The following is a 17,550-nucleotide window of genomic DNA, read 5'->3' as shown; positions in this document are numbered from 1 at the left end:
TTCAGGTATTCATATTTCGCCTGGATAGTCTTATTTTTTCTTATTTTACCGCCACATAAAAATGCGGCAAGTGCCCCTTAGAGAGATTTGGCTCACAAGGGCCATACCAATGAGAAATATCTCTTGAGGCTTTTTGAAGTCTCGCCTTTAGATGTGGCAAGGTAATTATAGGGGCGGATAATCATGTTTTTGGATTACCATTCTATTTTTTTATCATGTTTCGATTTCTGCAATCTCTCTAACATTGCCCTTTTTCTACAACTGTTAGTTCAATCCTATTATATTATTTTTATTTAAACACTGGTTCTCCCCTTCTTATTATTACTTTATTTTTATTATATTTTAATGCCAAATCAAAAAGTTTATATAGATCTCCCTTCCACATTGTTTAAAAAATTACCTTCCTCATTAAATTCAAACAGTCATTATGTCATTAAAGCCACGAGGCTTATCATCACTTATCTAGTATATATCTAAAAATTTTCATCCTCATCTTTCAAAGGGAGTTATTCTAAATGAGTGCCGAACAGTTTATGGGCAACAATGTTCTGTGCATAACCCGAAAGAAAATAATCGAGTTAGGACGACATCTCCCCAAAATGTAATCCTGATCCTTTCAAAAACTGGTCCCCCTTTATCGTAGGAAATGCCTGAAGGTGGATAGAAATAATCATGTTTTAAAAAATGCTGGTTTAAAAAATGTTGGTTCAAAAAATGTTTTTGGCTTCTGTTTACAGGGATGAAACCCCTATTCCTTTTTTTGTCTATCTGGTGATGTTATGAAATTAGTAGTAATGATTCCTTCTTACAATGAAGAAAAAACAATTGCCTCCGTTATAAAAGAAATTCCCCGTGACTGTTGTGACGAAGTTGAAGTCCTTGTCATCAACGACGGCTCAACCGATAATACGATTCAGGAAGCTGAAACAGCAGGCGCAGATAAAATTCTCAGTTTCAAGAAAAACAAAGGTCTTGCCCCCGCCTTCAGAGCAGGCCTTCAGACCGCCCTTGAAATGGGTGCCGACATCATTGTGAATACCGATGGAGATGGACAGTATAACGGAAAAGAAATCTGTAAACTCATAGAGCCAATCCTTGAAGGCAGAGCCGATTTTGTCCTGGGCTCCCGCACAAAAGGCCATATCGAGTACATGCCCTTCCAGAAAAGAATAGGGAATAGAATCGCAACTTTCATCACAAGACAGGTTTCGGGTATCCCGATCTCTGACGCCCAGTCCGGTTTCAGGGCATTTACCAGGGACTGTGCCCTGCGCCTGAATGTGATGGCTGATTACACCTATGTCCAGGAAACCCTCATCCAGGCTTCCTACTACGGGCTTGTGATCGAAGAAGTCCCAATCGAGTTCAGAAAACGGGAAGGGGGTCCTTCCCGCCTGATCTCAAATATCTGGAAATATGCCCAGAGGGCAGGGGTTACAATTGCAAGGGGGTACCGTGACTTCCATCCTCTTGATACATTTTTTGGTTTTGGTTCCCTATTTATCTTAGTAGGTCTTCTTTTCGGGTCTCGGGTACTTTTAGGATTCTTTAAAACAGGGGCAGTGGGAGGATATTTGCCTTCAGCTGTGATGACAGTGTTACTGATACTTATTGGGGTTTCCACGATGACTCTTGGAATGATAGCTGATATCCTGAAAACCCAGCGGAAGATTCAGGATGAGATTTTGTACAGGTTGAAGAAGATGGAATACGAAAATTGAGTATCTTAAATAGTAGGTGTGAAAATGGGGGAATCCCAAAATAAATTACATATCTGTCATATTTGTACAAAATATCCACCTGCAGTTAGTGGTATTGCTAAACATGTTTATGATCTGTCACAGCTTCAAGCAAAACAAGGTCACTATGTTACAATTTATTGTCCGAATGATGTCGGAGATATAAGTTCAATTGATATTCATCCAAATGTACATGTAATTCCTTTGAGGTCGTTGGGTAGACCACTTAATAACCCAATTACACCATCAATATTTATAGAATTGATGAAGAGCGATTTTGATATCGTTCATGCTCATGATTTTTTTCTTTTTGGAACAATAATAGCTGGATTTATGAATAGAATTAAAAAATATCCTTTGATTATTACCTGCCATACAAATAAGCTAATTTATAATTCCAAAATAAAATCCGTTTTTCAAGATCTATACATCTCAACGATTGGAATATTTATTTTGAGAGGTGCTCGCAAGGTTGTTGTCCATAATGCCGAGAATAAGAGAATCTTTAGTGAATTTGGTCTCAACAATTTGGAAATTGTTCCGAATGGGATATATCCACAGGATTATATGGTGGATGTAAGAGATATAATACATTTTAAGGAAAAGTTGGGTCTTAAAGAAAATGAACGAATTTTATTGTTTGTCGGTCGTTTAGTAGATAGGAAAGGAATTTTGGACTTAATCAAGGCTTATGCTATTATTAATAAAAGTTGCCCAGATACAAAATTAATAATTGTAGGTGATGGTCCACTCAAAAACTCTTTAAAAAAAATAGTATCAGACTCTAAATTGGAACAAAATGTAATCTTCATGGGTTTTGTTTCTTTTTATGAATTAGTATTATGTTACCACATTGCGGATTTAACTGTAGTACCAAGTATTTTCGGGGAGACTCAGGGTATAGTTACATTGGAATCTCTTATATGTGGTACTCCTCTAGTTGTTAGTGATCTTCCCTGTTTCACGCAAATGCTACCAAAAGAGAATATATGTGTTTTTTCTTCTGAAAATTTTGAACAACTCGCAGAAAAGATTATTGGATTATTTCAGGATGATCTATCTTTGAAGAAGCTGATGGAAGGATGTAAAGAATTTGTTGTATTTAATTATAGTTGGGAAATAATATCTAAAAAAATGGATCAATTATATAATTCAATATAACATTAAATTCTTTTATGGGTTTCGGTTTTATTGAAAGTAATGTTTGAATGTTGCAATATTTGTTCACGAATTTAGGATCTATTCTGGTGTAAGCGAAGTCATTAAACAGCAGTCAAAAGAATTTAGTGAAAATGGAGGTTCGCACAATTTATACCCTTGCTGCCGACCGTACTCCTTTGTTCAGACTGCAAAAAACTGGGTGTAAGTGCATATCAGTATATGTTTGACAGAGTGAGCAAGAAATTTGAGATACTATCTCTGGCTCAATTTATCAGAGAAAAAAGTACATTAAGTTGAAAGTGAAGAGCTTTCCACTCTATTTGAAGAGGATGCCAAAAAAGTATGATTGGGAGGAAATAGTAAATGAAATTGAATCCTATTATGAAGGTTGCTGCAAGCAGAACCATTATCCCAAATTTGGACCAACTTGTTCAAAGGGAGAAAAAATCTTTAAATATACTTATGGTTTGCCCTTACTTTTTTCCGGAACTTGGAGGACTGGAAAATTATGAATACAATGTAGCAAAACAGATGGTAAGAAAAGGACATAATGTTACTGTATTATGTAGTACAAGAAATGATGTAGATTCTATCGAACAAATTTATGGTATTAAAGTTATCAGGCATAAACCAAATTTTACCTTTTATAATACCCCTATAAGATTTGATCTTTTTTTCAAAATGTCTAAATTAGTCAAAGATAATGGGTATGATATAATTAATGGAGTAACTCCTGTTCCCTTTTATGCAGAGGTTGCTTCAATTGTCAGTAAGATTTATAAGGTCCCATTTGTACTGACTTACCATAACGATGTTATTAAACCTACTTTTTTCATGAACTTAATTTCGACTATTTACAATCATACATTCGGAACCATACCTCTTAAAATTAGTTCTCCAATAATTACAGCATCTCCTTATTGTTATAATGAATCACAATTTCTTGATCCTTTTAAAAATAAGCTTGTATTAGTTCCTCCAGCAGTTGATCTTGAAAATTATACTGTTGGCAAATCATTCAAGCCACACGATGCTTATAACATACCTCATTCATCAAATATTATTCTTTTTGTAGGTCAACTCCGCAGGACCCACACACATAAAGGCGTAGATTATTTGATCCAAGCTTTTGATAAGGTATCTAAAATTAAAAAAGATGTTTATTTGATTATTGTTGGAAAAGGGGATATGATCCCTATTTATCAAAAAATGTGTGAAGATCTGAATATTTCTGATAAAGTAATATTTTCTGGATTTATTGAGGAAAAGGAATTAATAGAATATTATAGAGGTTCAGACATTATTGTGTTACCCTCAACAAGAATTACAGAAGGATTTGGGATGGTGTTGATAGAAGGGGGTGCGTGTGGTAAACCTGTAATAGGTACAAAAGTGGGAGGAATACAATACGTAATAAAGCATAGAGAAACTGGGTTATTAGTTCCTCCTAAAGATCAAAACTCACTAGCAGATTCTATGCTTTATCTGCTAAACAATGAAGCTTTAAGAATTGAAATGGGGGAGAACGGGAGAAAACTTGTAGAGAAGAATTTTTCGTGGGAAAAATGTACACAAGGTACTCTTAAAGCGTATACAGATTCGTTACTTAGGAGTTAATATGAAAGTTTGTTTTATATCCAATCTTTATCTTCCTTACATAAGTTGTATTCGTGAGTTATTGACTAGTGTATCGATTCCAGATTACATCCATAAACCTAAACTTCAAAATCCATCTCGTGATCAACAAATCCCTCCCCAAATAATGGATTTATTTGGGAATCGCAGCACTAGTTATGAACAAGTAAGTACATCTTCCGTATTTGAGGAACATATAGAGATACTCTTATATTTAGTGAATGAATTAAACCTGCAAAACGATGTCATATTTACAGGTTATGTTCCCGATGAAGATTTGCCTGCTTTGTATAATGCAGCTGATTTATTTGTTTATCCTTCTTTGTACGAAGGTTTTGGATTACCACCTCTTGAGGCAATGGCTTGTGGCACTCCTGTAATTGTGTCAAACACTTCCTCTCTTCCGGAAGTTCTAGGGGATGCAGGATGTCTTTTTGATCCTCTTAATCCAGCAGAATTAGCAAATTCAATTTATAGGGATTGACAGACGATGATCTCAAAAACAAAATGATTGCAAAAGGACTGGAAAGGGCTAAGGATTTGTAACGAAATAACTTAGGCAATAGACAATTTAGTTAAAGTTAAATCAGCTATCTTGCTCGTGAAAGTTATTTAATACATTCTTAAAAACTGCCTATGTTATTTCGCGGTGAGTCCTAAGTTTTTTAGTTGGGAAAAGTTTGGCAAAGAAACGCTAAATGTGTATATGGAACTTTCTACAGATTTGTGAGAACGGGTATTATAATGAAAATAAAAGATCCTTTTCAAATCAATGATTGGTGCATAAAGAATTTTCTAATAATAATATTCTCTGTTCAACTTTCCGTTTTTGGACTAATTATGTTTGACAGTGTAATCTCTGTCTCAATAACATATCAAATCTCAATAATAAGGCAGATAATTTGTTTTATTGATCTTGCATTTGTACCAGGCATTCTTATACTTCGAATACTTAAATTACATAAGTTAGGTATCACTAAAACACTATTCTTTTCAATTGGTTTGAGTCTCTTTTCTTTAATGTCTATTGGACTTTTCATAAATGTTACATATCCGTTATTTGGTATTTATACTCCACTTTCTCTAAAGTATTTAATGTTTACAATTTTTGTGTTTATACTGATTTTATGTTTAATTTGTTATTTAAGAGATAAGGAATTTTCAGAACCAAATTATATAGATCTCAAAGAAATTTTTTCCTCTCAATTTCTTTCTCTATTTATTATTCCTTTCTTATGTATATTTGGAACATATTGTGTGAACTTTTATCATTATAATGGCATTTTAATGGCAATGTTTGTTTTAATCTCCGTTCTTGTATTTCTTATTGGATTTGATGTGTTTGTGCCCAATAAATTATATCCTTTGGCAGTATGGATAATATCAATTTCACTTATATTTCACGATACGTTGATATCTATGTATGTGAATAAATATGATGCAATTAGTGAATTATATTTTTCATCTTTGGTAATTAATAATTTATATTGGAATTCTACACTTCCTTCTAATTATAATTCTATGTTAAGTGTAACGCTAATTGCACCGATCTTTAAAATTCTATGTGGTTTCAATTTGACGTGGGTCTATAAAATAGTTTATCCATTTTTATATTCTTTTATTCCCTTAGGACTTTACAGTCTATATAATAAACTAACGAATGAAAAAATTGCATTTTTAGCTTCTTTCTATTTCATGTCTTTATATCCTTTCTACAAAGTTATACCCTCTTTATGTAAACAGTCAACAGCCGAAATATTCTTCGCTTTATTATTACTCTTAATGTTTGATTTTAAAAAAGATGCCACATCCAAATTCTTATTGATTGTTCTTTCCTTCTCTTTAATTGTTTCTCACTATGGGACTTCTTACCTTATTCTGTTCTCTTTACTTTTTGTTTTTGTTAGTTTGTCTATTTATGGACGTATTGTCTCATATCTCTCGCAAAATAAATCAAATACTTATTTTTTAATTATGAAGAACAACGAATTGAATGGAATAAACAAATATATCTCTCTAAATTATCTCATAATATTTTGTACGATGGTATTTGCGTGGTATCTATATATTTCGAATTCATCTATATTTAATTCAATTTTCAATCTTGGAACTAATATTTTTGAAACAATTTATATAAATTTTATGAGCCCCGAATATTCGAGGGGCATGAATTACTTTGCAAGTTCTCCAGACTCTCTTTTACGGTTGATCTATAAAATGTTACATTATGTAACCATGTTTTTTATTTGTGTTGGGCTTTTAGCTGTCTCTATAAAAGAATGTATTGCAAAATTCGAAAATATTTATTCTTGTTTCTCTCTGTATTGGCTCCTCATATGTGTGGCAGGAATCGTAATTTCTGGCTTTGCAGTAATGAATCCTTATAGATTATATCATCTATCTCTTTTTTTCCTTTCTCCAATTGGGGTGATAGGTGGTATTATTTGTATCAAATTGCTAAGTTGCAGAATATTAAAGAATACTTGTTTTTCTCAGGTCACTAAATTCGAATTAAGAACATTGTATGTATTTTTTATAATTTTCCTTCTATTTAACAGTGGGTTTATTTTTGAAGTTTTCAAAGACAATCCCTCTTCCATCTCATTGAGTCAAGAAAGTGTGAAACAGTATGGAGATCTCGAACACAAAGGTTATTTTATTGATTACATGTATGAAGATAATGTGTTTAATGCTAAATGGTTATCTTTAAATATGGTTCAAAAAAGCAATGTTTATGCTACTAAAGGAAATGGTGAGGGTGGTAGTGCACTTATTGCTTATGGCTTGATATCGCCTGCCAAAATATATCCTCTAAATAGTGATACAACACAAATTAACAAAGGAAATTATGTATATTTAAGTTATTTAAATATTGTTGAAGGTGTTTGCATTGGATATGATCCAAAGCTTTCTGCTCCAACTTATTACGATATTAAAGAGATGGATCCTTTTTTGGATAAATTAAATTCCATATATTCTAATGGAGGTAGTAAAATCCTTTATTCATAACCTGATTTTTATCGTAGTTTATACTTTTTGACTAAAGTATAAACTTCGTTCGGAGATACTGATTAAGCTATATGTCAAGGCCGGTTTACTTTTCCTCACATTAGCCGGTATAAATTTCCTCATATGCTGATATAAATTTTACTCAATTTTTTAAAAGCTTACTCTAAAATCACTGATACATATTTCCCATTTTTATTCCCTGTTTTTTCCTTTCCTTTAGCCTATAGCTCTCTCCTTTTATGTTAATCGTAGTAGAATGATGGAGTATGCGATCCAGTACAGCAGCCGCTATTACTTGATCCTGGAATATCTCTCCCCATTCTCCGTATGACTTGTTTGATGTCAGGATCGTTGAACACTTTTCATAACGTCTGGAGATTAGCTGAAATAAGCAGTGAGCTCCTTCTTCGTCAAATGGGAGATATCCTATTTCATCAATTATCAGCACTTTATATTTCATCAAGTCCCTGAGTTTCTTTTCAAGCGTTCCTTCTCTATTTGCTAATTTCAACCTTTCAATAAGGTTTCCTGTATTGGTAAAGTAAACCGAAATTCCTGCTTTTACCGCTTCAATTCCAAGAGCAATTGCAAGATGCGACTTTCCAACGCCAGGAGGACCGAGCAAAACAACGTTTTCTGCATTATGAACAAATCTCAAGGTTGCAAGGTCTTCTATGACTTTTTTATCAATAGATAACTGAAACTCAAAATCGAATTCTTCAAGCGTCTTTTTCACAGGAAAACCTGCACTTTTCATCCTTCTCTCAATTGCAGCAGCTTCCTTGTGTTTCTTTTCCCGTTCAAACAGATAATCAAGGACTTCCATTGTTGTCTTGCTGTCCCTTGCAGCAATTTCAAGGCAGTTATCAAGGAGCTCTTCGATTGTATTCAGTTTCAGGTACTGCAAGTTACTGTGAATCCTTTCGTAGCTGAAGTTGTTCATTCAAAACCACCTTCACTGAATGTTTCATAGACATCAAGAGACCTTTTTTCAACTTCTGGACCTGAGAATTTCAACGGAATCTGTGAATTTTTCTTGCATTTTGAATTCTCTTTAAGAATCTCGCTCAGAAGACCCTGGAAATGTTCCTTTTTCCTTGAAACTCTGCAGTTTCCGGGAAGAATTTCATGTTCACAGATCTTCTCATAATCAACATAGACATCAAATTTTCCTTCAAAGATCTGAAGCTCTGCAGTTCTTCCTGCAAACCTGTAAGGAACAGAATACTTATTTCCAAGGAAAGAAATATAACAGTCTCTGGAGACCTTTCTGGTCTCCTTATGGACAACTTTGTAAGGAGGAACCTGGCCCAGAGGGCTCAGGTTCTCCTCCTTAAAGCGTTCAATAGGGATTTGATAGGTTGTTCCATGGACAGTTGAATTTACCCTTTCTAACCACCTGTGAACTTGGGCGTTCAGGTCTTCAAGAGAGGAAAACCTTCTTCCAAGGAAAAAATCCCTCTTAACGTAACCGACTGTATTTTCAATTTTGCCTTTTGTCTGAGGCCTGTAAGGCCTGCATAACCGTGGAATAAAACCAAAGCATTTGAAGAAATCCTCAAACTGTGAGTTCCATTCAGAATCTGATGACTTTAAGGCTCTTTTGATAACAACCTGCTTCATGTTATCATAGAGAATCTCCTGTGGAAATCCTCCAAAGTACTCAAAAGCGTTCAGATGACACTGAATTAGAGTTGGAGTGTCTATGCTCAGTGTAAATTCAACATATCTCATTCTGGAATATCCAAGAATCATGTTAAAACAGTAAAGCTTCTTTACCTTTCCATCAACCTCAACAGTTCCTAACTCTCCCCAGTCAACCTGAGCCTGGACACCTGGTTTTGTTTCATATCGGAGTACGGCAGGGATTCCCTGCTCAGGTCGGACTTTTTGTACGAAGTCCTTGACTATGGTTTTTCCTCCATCAAAACCCATTTCTTTGATTTCCCGATAGAGGCGAATAGCAGTATAGGGACCTTCTTTGAGTTTATCAAGAATATAAGGTTTGTATGGATCAAGCTTGCTCTTCCTTCCAGGACGTCTCTGGGGTTCAGGCAAGGTTTTCAGCCGAAGATATTTCCCCACAGTTTTCCTGTCAAAACCTGTTTGTCTGGCGATTTCACTGATGCTAAAGCCTTGTGAATACAAATCTCGTATCAATAGCCATTCCTCCGTTTTCAGCATTATTTAGGATCCTCGAGTTTTTCTCAAGGATTGGAAATTGGGGAATTTTAATCCGGCTAAAATGAGGAATTATTCACCGGCCTTGACACTATACATTTACCTGCCGAAAGCAGGTTACGAGTTATTAACTTTTATTAAATGGTTTGCTAGCTATCATTCCTTGGTAGAATTTCTTTAATAACGTTGTGTCTTTTTCGATAAGAAGTAAATACATAAACATTTGCGCATTTCTATATGTTATAAAATATATAATAAACAATATATATCTAAATTTACTTTTGTGTTTCTTCATAAATAATATTTTATTTCTGGTTATATAATATATTGTTGTCGGAGAAAATTTTTTCCCTCTTTTTGTAGTACTCTTTGAAACCTTATGCCACACTTTTGACGTTGGAACATATACATTTTTCCAACCTCTTCTCGTGGCTCTAACTGAAAGATCTACGTCTTCATAGTATGCAAAATAAGAGCTATCAAACCCTTTCAACTGTTCTACTAAATTTCTCCGAAGTAGTATTGCACAGCCAGTTAGATATTCACATTCCTTGATTTCATCGTAAATATCTTTGTCTTCTTTATCGCGCCCTAAATGATAGGTTTTTCCTGACCATTTCCCTATTTTTCCTCCTGCAAACCAAATAACATTATTTTTTCCGTCTCTATCATAATAATATATTTTTGGACCTATTATTCCTATTGATTTGTCTCTTTCTCCAATTGTCACTAATTCTTTTACAAAATAATTGTCAACAACAGTATCATTGTTTAATAATAGTACATATCCAGGTTTTAAAGTCTTCAAAGCGTATCTTATAGCAATGTTATTTCCTTCGGCAAATCCATAATTTTCATCGTTTTTTATTATGATCAATTTTCTGTCAGAGTCCAGATTTTCATATTTCTCTAAATTCTCATTTTTGGATTCCAATCCATCCGTTGTGTACTCGATGACTTTTTTTGGTTTGTTGTCCGGATTAAATATGAAAAACTTTGATTTTACTTCAATTTCACCTTTTGCATATTCCTTTATTTTCTCAATTGATTCATTTTTTGAGGCGTTATCAACAACAATAACGTCATAATTTGGATAATCTATTTGATAAAGTGATTCTAAACACTCAATGGTATCTTTCCAACCATTCCAATTGAGAATAATGATACTCACTTTTGGGAACATTATTTTTCCTACCGACACTTATAATATTTCGAGTTGTACTTATAAATTTTTTCTATGAATTCAGCCGAATTCCGCAAACTTGTGCGGGCATCTGCACATTTCATAAAACTGTATCTAGTAACACTATTTATCAATCCCATTTTTTGTTTTTAACTCACATTTCGACCCCTCCAATAAAACCCAACTTAATCTTTTTATTAATACAGTCCGGTGCCCATTTCGCGCCCACTTATACATTAAATTTTGCATTTCTCATGAGTTCTTGATGAAATATATCTCAACTGTGTGGTAATTTTTATAGAATGGGCCGGAATTTTCGCGGAATTGTAAGATTCATGCACAACTTATTGACATTATGGATTCTATTTTTTCAGCTGATACAATAAATTTATTCAATGGTCTCAAAAATAACCTTCTTTTTGAAAGGGGGGTCGAAATGTGAGTTTTTAACTTGCTTTTTGAACTAATCAAATTGCGGTTATCATTCTTCAGTTTTATAACCTCATGAATCATGTTCCATAGTTGCTCCATTTCCCCTCCTGAGACACACAACCGTAATCCCGGCAAAAAGTACACCATAAATAATCCACGTTTCTACCACTGCATAAGCCCCCAGAATGCGCCAATATATGCGCCGATCACGAGCACCCCCTTCATGATCTCCCTGGCAGAGCCTGAACAAGGTGCCGGAGCGCCACTTCATTGAGGAGGTGCCAGAAAGACTGGAACTTACACTGCTGTAGAATTCACGGCTCGAGCTTCCCTAATAAGGATCCGGCAAACAGGTTGAGGGTCTCTCCCCGAGGAGAGAAACCCGCGAGAATTTAATAATATTTTCAGCATCTTTCAGCTATCAATTTTGCCGATAGGTATTTTGGTATACATTTTAATTTCTTCCAGATTCTCTGCAAAATCAGAGGATTAGAGGTGTTCCAATCTCCCATTGTTGTATATACGTTTTTATAACTTTTGTTATGTTTATTTGATACTTTTTTTAAAGTCACATAATATATTTCTGACATCGAATATCCTGAAGATCTATGATATATCCCTTTAGGTATTACATAAGCATCAAAACCAAGTATTTTTACGCTTAAACAATAGTCTACTGCATATAAATGCCAATTGTCACATACTTTTTCATCAAACTGCAGTACCTCGAACACACATTTAGGAATTATTATTAAACATTCATCCAGAGTTTGGACTTTTATTGGACTCTGAATACTAATTTTCCCAGCTAATTTTGGTGGATCACCATGTGTAACATTTGTCATTACACCGTCATGATTTTTTTTTCCTGCAACTCCTGCAATTCCTAAATTAGATAAAGAATCTAACATCTTTTCGGTTTCTTCTAACCATTTATTTGAAGATAAACTTACGTCGTTATGTACAAACATTATGTATTTTCTTTTTGCCTTTCTTCCACCATAATTTAGAGCTTCTGCCGCTGATTTGAAAGTTCCTTTCGTATTATCCACAATAATTAGTTCGTAATCTAACGTTTGATTTTCTAGACTTTTCAGTAGATAATTATTAAGGATTTTGTCATTATTATTTACGCACACTATTGAAATCATTGATCCACCACTCTAATATACATTCAAAAACAATCATAATTAGTTTAATCTTTTTGTATGTTGCTAATGTACAATACCTTATCTCTACTTACTATTATTTTTGGCTAGACTTATCTGTTTCATCTGTTTCAATTCCAAAATATATCCCCTATCTCTAAGCATATAGAGCACTCCAAAATATAATGGAATTGCTAATGATACCAATAGTAATAAGTTCAAGTTCACAAAATACCAGACAAAAACGCCCATTATTATGCTAGAGACAGTTATTTTTGATATTATCCTAATAAGTTTTTTTCCTGGAATTCCGTATCCACTTTTATATGAATAAATAAATATGCTCCCAACAAGAATGAACTCTGTGATTACTGTAGCAACACTGGCACCAATGTAACTGAATTTAGGAATCAACAACAAGTTAAGTATAATATTTACCACTAAACAAATACCTGATATTTTTGTTATAACTATTTGTCTATTTGTTGATTCAAATAATTTCACAAATGCGGCACCTGAATAAGTAATTACTATTGTCCAGATAAGTATTTTCAATGCAATTACTGATGGCTCGTATCCACTTCCAAATATTAACAAAATTATCTTATCCGCGAGTGCAGTTGTCCCGACTCCAATAGGAATGCCAATGATCAACATGGATATGCAATATACTTCACATATTGATTTCAAAGAACTTTTCGATGAGATATAAGATCGGGACATCAAAGGGAAAATTGAAATATTAATAACGCTTGGAATAAATAACAAAATCAGTGGTAACCTATAGGCTGCGCTGTACCATCCAACAACCTCATCTCCTTGCATTAACGAAAGCATAACAGAATCTGTGTATGTATAGGCCAGGCCAGAAATTCCAGTAAGTCCAAAGGGAAGAGCTGCTTTTATAGTATGCGTCCAAAAACTCCAATCAACCTCAAATTTAGGTAAAACAAACTTCCATACACAGATTATAGAACTGTATCCCAAAACAATAAAATTGACAACTAAATAAATGAAGGAAAAACTAATAATATCTAACCTTTGATTTAATGCAAAAAGTACCCCAATAAACATTAACATACTCTGTAATATCAAACCTATAGATTGATATTCCATCTTCTCAAATGCCTGAAATATTGAATTGAATATTCCTGTAAAAGTTGTAAGTATGGCAGATAATGCAATAATATACACAACTTTTTTAGTTTCATCAGAATATCCTATCAGGTTTATTATTTGCACAATAAAACCTAAAGTGATTATAGCTAGAATTACCTTTAACGGAATTATGTTCCCAAGATACTTTCTTGATAGTGACATATTCCTAGAAATCTCTCGAGTGGCTAATGTGTTAAGTCCCAAATCTGCAAATACTCCAAAAATACTTGTAAATGCCAGTGCAAAACATAGAATTCCGAATCTGCCGGCCCCTAGATAACGGGCTGTATATATTGTATAAAGAAAGCCCAGTCCTAAGCTTACTATCTGTGCGACAAACAAAACAGATGTATTTTTAGTAATTTTTTGGATAGTATTCAACTCATCTCATTCCTAGGTTATTCTTCATAATTCAGAACTTTTTTTTAGCGCAGACTATATACTGAGATGTAAAGAAAGAGGAACCAGGAATTACATTCTCACTATCAAAATGAACATATTTACCTCTAAATTTTATTGGAAAATTAAGCTTTAATTTAATTTTTATTATATGCATGTTAGATCTATCGAACATGTTTATTATTTCCCTTTTTGTAAAAAATCTCAAATGGGTTCGGTCTAAGATACCAGCATCTTTGTATTCAAACTTATCTCGAATTATTAGATTAAATAGCACAGCATAATTTTTTATATTGGGTATGCTTGCAATAATTATTCCATTCTTTTTAAGATATTTCAAGTACTTTTTTAAAACCTCTTCTGGGTTGATTAAATGTTCTAAAACATCTCCAAATATAATGAAATCAAATAATTCCTCTGGAAATTGCGGATCAATCTGTTCGACGTTCCCAATAGCTACTTTATTAATATTTCTGATATTTTCTTGTATACTTTCTTTGTTTATCTCTACTCCGTATATCTCTTTGGCTTTATTAACTTCTTTTATTTTCATCAGAGTATTCCCTGCACCACATCCAACTTCGAGTACCTTGTGATCTCCTTCGGGTATTAGGTCAATTATATCCCATCGAATATTTGAATAGTAAATGCAACTCTTATTGTTGTACATATCTTCTTTTGACATCTATTTCTCCGATTTTTAAACTTCAGTTTCAATGAAAGATCCACTTCTCCTAGATATTGTGGGATTGCTTGTTCCTAAAACTATCAGTAACTATTGCATTAAACTCAAAATAGTACCTTTGGTTTATTCCAAAATTTAGGCTATCTCAAAACTACATTTGATTCTACTAGGGTAAATCATTCTATTATAAGGCTATATTATACTCGCATTTCTGTATAATTTTTTATATTTAAAGTCAACAATTCTCGCTATCCAATTATAGAAATTGATCGAGTTTTGATACAACCTGATCTTCGCTATTTTGTGCAGATATCTATCATATAAAAACCAACGGGCTTCAAATTGAATCTCATCTCCACAAAAAAATGACTAAGAGCAAGTTATCTCATATGTATTTTTACCATTTCACTAGCTCTTAACAAACTTTCAAAAGTCCCGGCGTCACTCCAGAACCCCCCAAGAACCCCGTACTCCATGGCCCCTTCGCTTATGTAATAATTATTTACGTCCGTTATCTCAAGTTCACCTCTTCCGGAAGGCTTGAGTGTTTTAATTGCATCAAAAACATCAGAGCCATAAATATAAAGCCCTGTAACTGCAAAATTGGTTTTTGGCACTTTTGGTTTTTCCTCGATGCCTATTACTTTTTCACCCTTCAGTTCTGCCACGCCAAACCTGTGAGCATCTGTGACTTCTTTCAGAAAAATCCTGGCACCACCATTGAAATTTGTGACATCCTCTTTGATGTTATCCTGGAAGATGTTATCTCCAAGAATAACAGTTACACTGTCCCCATCAACAAAATCTTCGGCTAAGCTAAGTGCCTGGGCAATACCTCCGGCTTTTTCCTGAATTTCATAGGTAAAATGCACTCCATGGTCTACCCCTGAACCTAAAAGTTCAAGAAAATGCCCTGCATGCCCTCTGCCGGATACGATCATAATGTCTTTTATTCCGGCGTTTATTAGAGTCTCCATTGGGTAGTAAATCATTGGTTTGTCATAAACCGGCAAAAGGTGTTTGTTAGTCACTTTGGTTAGAGGATACAGTCTGCTGCCTGTACCGCCTGCAAGTATTACGCCTTTCATATATTTCTCTCCTTCAAATAGGCTTTAAGCGCTTCTTTCCAGTGCCTCATGGGTTCTGTTTTAGTATTCACGAGAACTGAATATTTCGGCCTTTTTGCTTTTCTTTGGAATTCTTCACTGGTACAGGGAACCACGTTATCAATAATAGATGAAGCAAATTCATACCAGGAACAGATTCCATCATTTGTAATATGATAAATTCCGGGCTCTAGTTCAATTATTTCTTTTACTTTGCTGGCAAGGTCCATTGTGTAGGTAGGTTTGCCGAACTGGTCGTTGACCACCTTAACATTATCCATTTCCCCGGATAACTTTAGCATGGTTTCAACGAAATTTTTCCCATGAATGCCAAAAAGCCAGGAAATTCTTACAATCCTGTAATCATTCATATTCTCGATGATTTTCTTTTCACCGAGCAATTTTGAATGGCCGTATACATTAATTGGATTTGGGATCTCAGACTCTACATACTCTTTTTTGGAGCCTTCAAAAACATAATCAGTACTGAAATGAACAAGTGATGCACCAACTTTGGTGCAGGCTTCTGCAATGTACCCCGGTCCGTATCCATTGACCTGAAATGCAAGTTCCTTGTTGTCTTCACAGCCGTCCACATTGGTATAGGCTGCTGCATTTATTACAACATCAGGTCTTATCTCTTGAATGCAGTTTATTACCCTCGTCCGGTTGGTAATGTCAAGATTTTTATGAGTTAGTTTGACGGCGTAGGGAAAGACTTTGCAGAGGTCTGAGCCAAGCATTCCGTTAGAACCTATTATCAGCGTTTTAATGGCTCCCACCACCATTTGTTTTCGACGTACCACCTGACTGTCTGTTCCAGAGCAGTATCAAAATCATATTGGGGTTTCCAGCCCATTTTTTCCAGTTTGCTGCCGTCAAGGGAGTACCGGAAATCGTGGCCTTTTCTATCTTCAACGTACTCGATTGAAGATTCATCTTTGCCAAGCATTTTAAGAAGGCGGTGAGTGATTTCAAGGTTTGTCAGTTCATTTCCGCCGTCGATGTTGTAGATTTCTCCGCTACTGCCTTTGTGGAGGACAAAGTCTACTGCAGAGCAGTGGTCTTCAACATGGATCCAGTCTCTTATGTTCAGACCGGTACCGTAGACAGGTATTTTCTTTCCTTCCATTAATCTACTGATGAAAAAGGGAATTAATTTTTCAGGATACTGGTAAGGTCCGAAGTTGTTTGTACATCGGGTTATGCATACTGGCAGACCGTATGTAGTGTAGTATGATTTTGCAAGCAGATCCGAACCTGCTTTGCTTGAAGAATAGGGGCTCGAAGGGTTCAGGTTGTCTGTTTCGATAAAAGAACCTTCCATGGTGCTTCCGTAAACCTCATCAGTTGAAATATGGATAAACTTTTTTATGTTATTTGCAAGGGCGCTCTGCAGAAGGGTGTTTGTTCCGAGTACGTTTGTCATAACGAAGACTGAACCGTCTTCAATTGAACGGTCAACATGGCTTTCGGCTGCGAAATGGACAACCTGATCTACCTTTTTCATTACTTCATTGACAATTACAGGGTCGCAGATGTCGCCTTTGACAAAAGAGTAATTAGGATTGTTTTCAAGGTCTTTGAGGTTGGTGGGGTTTCCGGCATAGGTTAGTTTGTCAAGGTTTACAATTTGATAATCCGGATATTTTTCCAGCATATAGCGGATGAAATTGCTGCCTATGAATCCGCAGCCACCAGTTACCAGTAGTTT

General features: G+C 34.8%; 14 protein-coding genes. 5 read left to right on the top strand and 9 right to left on the bottom strand.

What is annotated here, in order from left to right:
• The first annotated feature begins 779 nt into the window (after positions 1-779).
• The 5 genes from EO95_RS00200 to EO95_RS00180 all read left to right on the top strand — a co-directional run bounded on the left by EO95_RS00200 (position 780) and on the right by EO95_RS00180 (position 7,544).
• Complete coding sequence (locus EO95_RS00200; protein ID WP_048131247.1) at positions 780-1,721, top strand: glycosyltransferase family 2 protein; 942 nt, start codon at positions 780-782, stop codon at positions 1,719-1,721.
• A gap of 24 nt (positions 1,722-1,745) precedes the next feature.
• Entirely contained in the window at positions 1,746-2,900 is a 1,155-nt protein-coding gene (locus tag EO95_RS00195) for a glycosyltransferase family 4 protein (RefSeq protein WP_048131246.1), read from the top strand.
• A gap of 363 nt (positions 2,901-3,263) precedes the next feature.
• Positions 3,264-4,517, top strand: a complete 1,254-nt coding sequence (locus EO95_RS00190; RefSeq protein WP_200894962.1) for a glycosyltransferase family 4 protein — start codon at positions 3,264-3,266, stop codon at positions 4,515-4,517.
• 1 nt (position 4,518) lies between these two features.
• Positions 4,519-5,019, top strand: coding sequence for a glycosyltransferase family 1 protein (locus tag EO95_RS00185; protein WP_048131245.1), 501 nt, complete (start codon positions 4,519-4,521; stop codon positions 5,017-5,019).
• A gap of 260 nt (positions 5,020-5,279) precedes the next feature.
• Entirely contained in the window at positions 5,280-7,544 is a 2,265-nt protein-coding gene (locus EO95_RS00180) for a DUF2206 domain-containing protein (protein ID WP_048131244.1), read from the top strand.
• Positions 7,545-7,713: 169 nt separating this feature from the next.
• Here the strand turns inward: EO95_RS00180 and istB are convergent, their stop codons facing one another.
• From istB to rfbB, 9 genes are all read right to left on the bottom strand, one after another.
• Entirely contained in the window at positions 7,714-8,487 is a 774-nt protein-coding gene (gene istB / locus EO95_RS00175) for an IS21-like element helper ATPase IstB (protein ID WP_048131243.1), read from the bottom strand.
• Positions 8,484-9,728, bottom strand: a complete 1,245-nt coding sequence (gene istA / locus EO95_RS00170) for an IS21 family transposase (protein ID WP_048131242.1) — start codon at positions 9,726-9,728, stop codon at positions 8,484-8,486. Before istA ends, istB begins: the two co-directional genes overlap by 4 nt.
• A 124-nt stretch (positions 9,729-9,852) precedes the next feature.
• Positions 9,853-10,926 (bottom strand): glycosyltransferase family 2 protein, encoded by a 1,074-nt coding sequence (locus EO95_RS00165; RefSeq protein WP_200894961.1) that lies wholly within the window; start codon positions 10,924-10,926, stop codon positions 9,853-9,855.
• A gap of 818 nt (positions 10,927-11,744) precedes the next feature.
• A complete protein-coding gene (locus EO95_RS00155; RefSeq protein WP_048131239.1) occupies positions 11,745-12,491 on the bottom strand; it encodes a glycosyltransferase in 747 nt (248 codons plus the stop codon).
• A gap of 84 nt (positions 12,492-12,575) precedes the next feature.
• Positions 12,576-14,027 (bottom strand): flippase, encoded by a 1,452-nt coding sequence (locus tag EO95_RS00150; RefSeq protein WP_048131238.1) that lies wholly within the window; start codon positions 14,025-14,027, stop codon positions 12,576-12,578.
• A 31-nt stretch (positions 14,028-14,058) separates the two neighbouring features.
• Complete coding sequence (locus EO95_RS00145) at positions 14,059-14,730, bottom strand: class I SAM-dependent methyltransferase (RefSeq protein ID WP_048131237.1); 672 nt, start codon at positions 14,728-14,730, stop codon at positions 14,059-14,061.
• Between the two features lie 380 nt (positions 14,731-15,110).
• Positions 15,111-15,818 carry a sugar phosphate nucleotidyltransferase gene (locus tag EO95_RS00140; protein ID WP_048131236.1) on the bottom strand — a complete coding sequence of 236 codons (708 nt, stop codon included), beginning with the start codon at positions 15,816-15,818 and terminating at the stop codon, positions 15,111-15,113.
• On the bottom strand, positions 15,815-16,624 hold the full coding sequence (gene rfbD, locus EO95_RS00135) for a dTDP-4-dehydrorhamnose reductase (RefSeq protein WP_048131301.1): 810 nt from the start codon (positions 16,622-16,624) through the stop codon (positions 15,815-15,817). Before rfbD ends, EO95_RS00140 begins: the two co-directional genes overlap by 4 nt.
• The coding region (gene rfbB / locus EO95_RS00130; protein ID WP_235282779.1) for a dTDP-glucose 4,6-dehydratase at positions 16,597-17,550 on the bottom strand (954 nt) is incomplete at its 5' end. The genes rfbB and rfbD, both read right to left, overlap by 28 nt.

Source organism: Methanosarcina sp. 1.H.T.1A.1 (assembly GCF_000979295.1).
In the GTDB taxonomy this organism is placed as follows: Archaea; Halobacteriota; Methanosarcinia; order Methanosarcinales; family Methanosarcinaceae; genus Methanosarcina.
This window is presented reverse-complemented; position numbering and strand designations above follow the sequence as displayed.